The 3,549-nt window shown below is 70.5% G+C and carries 3 protein-coding genes; 2 read left to right on the forward strand and 1 reads right to left on the reverse strand.

Translation table 11 applies throughout. The features are described from left to right. Positions 1-1,458 (forward strand): FAD-binding oxidoreductase (locus ACRDSQ_RS08775; RefSeq protein ID WP_431420306.1); only part of this gene is annotated, 1,458 nt, incomplete at its 5' end. A gap of 149 nt (positions 1,459-1,607) precedes the next feature. On the opposite strand, the gene ACRDSQ_RS08780 is transcribed toward ACRDSQ_RS08775, so the two are convergent. Then, positions 1,608-1,958, reverse strand: coding sequence for a hypothetical protein (locus ACRDSQ_RS08780; RefSeq protein WP_431420308.1), 351 nt, complete (start codon positions 1,956-1,958; stop codon positions 1,608-1,610). Positions 1,959-2,086: 128 nt separating this feature from the next. On the opposite strand from ACRDSQ_RS08780, the gene ACRDSQ_RS08785 reads away from it, so the two are divergent. Then, positions 2,087-3,361, forward strand: coding sequence for an SGNH/GDSL hydrolase family protein (locus tag ACRDSQ_RS08785; protein ID WP_431420311.1), 1,275 nt, complete (start codon positions 2,087-2,089; stop codon positions 3,359-3,361). Positions 3,362-3,549 lie beyond the last annotated feature (188 nt).

Genomic DNA, 3,549 nt, shown 5'->3' on the forward strand with positions numbered 1-3,549 from the left:
GCCCGCGCCGCCTTGGCCGCCGTCGTCGGCGCCGAGCACGTGCTGCTCGACCGCGAAGCCCGACTCGGCCGGACCGGCGGGCTGTCCTACCTCGACCTGCTGCGCCACCGCGGCGGCGGCGAGGTCACCGCGCCCGACGCGGTCGTGGTCCCCGCGGACCCGGATCAGGTGCAGCGGGTCATCGAGGTGTGCGCCGAACACGGTGTCGGCATCGTCCCGTTCGGCGGCGGCACATCCGTCGTCGGCGGCGTGCAGGCGCTGCGCGGCGACAAGACCTCGGTGGTCGTGCTCGACCTCATGCGTCTCGACAAGCTGGTGTCGGTCGACCCGGTCTCGCGTCTCGCGGTGTTGCAGGCGGGCGTCGTCGCACCGGAGGCGGAGCGGCTCCTGGCCGCGCACGGGTTCACCCTCGGCCACTTCCCGCAGTCCTTCGAGCGCGCCACCATCGGCGGCTTCGCCGCGACCCGCTCCTCCGGCCAGGCCTCGGCGGGCTACGGCCGCTTCGAGGACATGGTCGAAGGTGTCCGCCTCGCCACCCCCCGCGGCGAGTGGCACGTCGGGGTGTCACCGGCCTCCGCCGCCGGGCCGGACCTCAAGCAACTCATCGTCGGCAGCGAAGGCGCCTTCGGTGTGATCACCGAGGTGACCGTCCGGGTGCGCCCCATCCCCGCGTTCGACCGTTACGAGGGCTTCGTCCTCGACGGCTGGTCGTCGGGCGCCGACGCCGTCCGAGCCCTCGCCCAGAACGGGGCCCGCGGCACTGTCACCCGGCTGTCGGACCCCACCGAGACCGAGGTCGGGTTCGCCCTCAAAGGCGGCTGGAAGATGAATGCCGTCCGCACCTACCTGAGGGCTCGCGGCATCACCGAGCCGTGCCTGCTCATCGTCGGCTGGGAAGGCCGCACGAAGGCAGACCTGGCAGCGGCCCGCCGAGCCACCCTGCGCACCCTGCGCAAGCACAAGACCATCGCCCTCGGCCAAGCCGCGGGCGCGGCCTGGCGCCACGGCCGCTTCGCAGGCCCCCGCCAGCGCGACGCCCTGATGGACGCGGGCGTGTGCGTCGAGACCCTGGAAACCGCCACCTACTGGTCAAGCCTCGACGCCCTCCGCGACTCCGTCCGGGCCGCACTGACCACGTCGCTGACCACCGAGGACCACCAGCCCGTAGTCGCCTGCCATATCTCCCACACCTACGAAACCGGTGCCTCCCTGTACTTCACCACCCTGGTCCCGCGCGACCTCGAAGACCCGGTCGGCCAGTGGGCAAAGGCCAAGGAGGCCGCCTGCGAAGCGATCTCCACGGACTCCTTGGGAACGATCTCCCACCACCACGCCACCGGCGTCGACCACGCGCCTTACCTGCCCCGCGAGATCGGCTCGCTGGGAGTGGACGTGCTGGGCGCGGTGAAGCGGGAACTCGACCCGGAGGGCGTGCTGAACCCGGGCAAGCTCATCTAGGACAGGCCAAGGGCCAACGGCAAGGGGCAGCTGGGTCGGGCCTGGCCGGAGCGGGTTGGGCTGGGCCCGATCGGGTGGGTTGGTCGGGCTGGGTGGTCTGGTGGCCGGGCTGGTCGGACTCAACCGAGCGCTCGGTCGGACCGACCCGCCTAGGCGCGCCGACGAACCACCCCCAACCCGACCCCGGAGATCAACCCCCCGAACAGCAGCGCCCACGACACCGTGGTCCGCTCACTGATCGCGCGCTCGCATAAATCGATGTAGGCGATCGTCACCGGCTGGGAGTTCTCGCCGAGGCCGTTGACGATCGACCGCGTCTCCGCCCCGCCGAACGTGTTGCCGCAGGAGACCTTCGGCCGCGCCAAGTCGACGTTCGCCACCCGGACCGGTACGAGCGCCAGGACCAGGCCCAGCAGGAGTGCGGCCACCGACAGCACGGCGGCGAACCGGCGGGGGCTGAGGGTGATCCGGTCCAGCGGGTCTTCGGGTTCGGTGCTCATGGGGTGATCCTGGCAAATTTCCGGCGATCGTGGAGAAATCCATCCACAGGCATTCTCACCATCACCAGATGGCAGGCCCGGCAACGGGGGAGTCGCCGGGGCACGGCCCGACGCTCGATGGTTGGACCATGATGTCTTTCCGAGTGACGCGCGTCCTCACGGCGGCGGTGGCGGCGGTTCTGCTGCTCTCGCCTGCCCCGGCCGCCGCGGCCGAACAGCACGGTGGCCCTGGCTGGGTGGGCTCGTGGTCGATGTCCGCGGAGCTGCCCAACGAGTTCACCTTCGAGCCGAACTGGTCGGAGGCGGGCTTCGACAACCACACGGTGCGCCAGACGGTCCGGGTCAGCACCGGCGGTGACGCCCTGCGCGTCAAACTGTCCAATGTGTACGGTTCGATCCCACTGCGGGTCAGTGGCGCGGCGGTGGCCAAGACCGTGGCGGGTGCTTCGGTTCGCCCGGGCACGATGCGGGCCATCACGTTCGGCGGCGCCCGGTCGGTGACGATCCCGGCGGGCCGTGAGCTGTTCAGCGACCCCGTGTGGCTGCGCACCGCGCCACTGGAGCGGCTGTCGGTGTCGCTGTTCTTCGCTCAGCCGACCGGTCCGGCGACCTTCCACGCCTGGGCCTCCGAGACCGCCTACCGCGCGGTGGGGGACCACCGGTTCGCCCGTGACGGCAAGGCTTTCACCGAGACCACCCCGTCCAACTACTACCTGACCGCCGTCGACGTGATCGACTTCGGTGCCCGCGCACGCAAGGCCGTCGTGGCCTTCGGCGACTCTCTCACCGACGGTTCCTTCTCGACCCTGGGTGCCGACAACCGCTACCCCGACGAGCTGGCCGAGCGGCTGGTGGCGGCGGGCAAGCCCATGGGTGTGCGCAACGCGGGTCTGGCGGGCAACCGGATGCTCGACGACTCCCTTTGCTTCGGTGACAAGGCGATCGCACGTTTCCAGCGTGATGTGCTCGACGTGGCGGGCGTGCGGACCGTGATCGTCTCCGAGGGGATCAACGACATCATCGCTCTCACCCAGACCGAGTGGCATCCGTGCGGCCCCGGCGTCCCGGACCTGACCGCGCAGCGGCTCATCGAGTCGCACCGCGAGCTGATCCGGCTGGCCCACGCGCGCGGCCTGCGCATCATCGGCGGGACCGTGCTGCCGTACAAGGGCAACCCGTATGAGGGCGTGTACTCCGAGGAGGGTGAGGCGATCCGCGACGCGCTCAACGAGTGGATCCGCACCAGTGGCGAGTACGACGCGGTGGCCGACTTCGACCGGGCGGTGGCCGACCCGGCCGACCCCGACGAGATCCGCGACGAGTTCGACGGCGGCGACAAGATCCACGTGAACGACGCGGGCTATCGCGCCATGGCCGAGGCAATCGATCTAAACGCGCTCTAAGCCTGGATCCGTGGAGCGGCCGGGCGTTGATCTTCGCTGTGGTTGTTGATCTTGTCGTGACGTCTGGGCAGGACTGACCTGCTGGCCTGGTCCAGCTTGTCCGCTGTGGTCTCCGGTTGTGCCCGTAGCGGGCGGGGGTCGTGGTCAGGCTGCGGCGGCTGGTGGGCTGGTGGCGAAGATGGCGTTCC

The sequence above is a fragment of the Actinokineospora sp. genome (assembly GCF_050699995.1).
Taxonomy (GTDB): domain Bacteria; phylum Actinomycetota; class Actinomycetes; order Mycobacteriales; family Pseudonocardiaceae; genus Actinokineospora.

What these genes read in the sequence shown, in the direction of transcription:
- ACRDSQ_RS08780 (WP_431420308.1), bottom strand. Translation starts at nt 1,958, where the DNA reads ATGAGCACCGAACCCGAAGACCCGCTGGACCGGATCACCCTCAGCCCC.
- ACRDSQ_RS08785 (WP_431420311.1), top strand. Translation starts at nt 2,087, where the DNA reads ATGATGTCTTTCCGAGTGACGCGCGTCCTCACGGCGGCGGTGGCGGCG.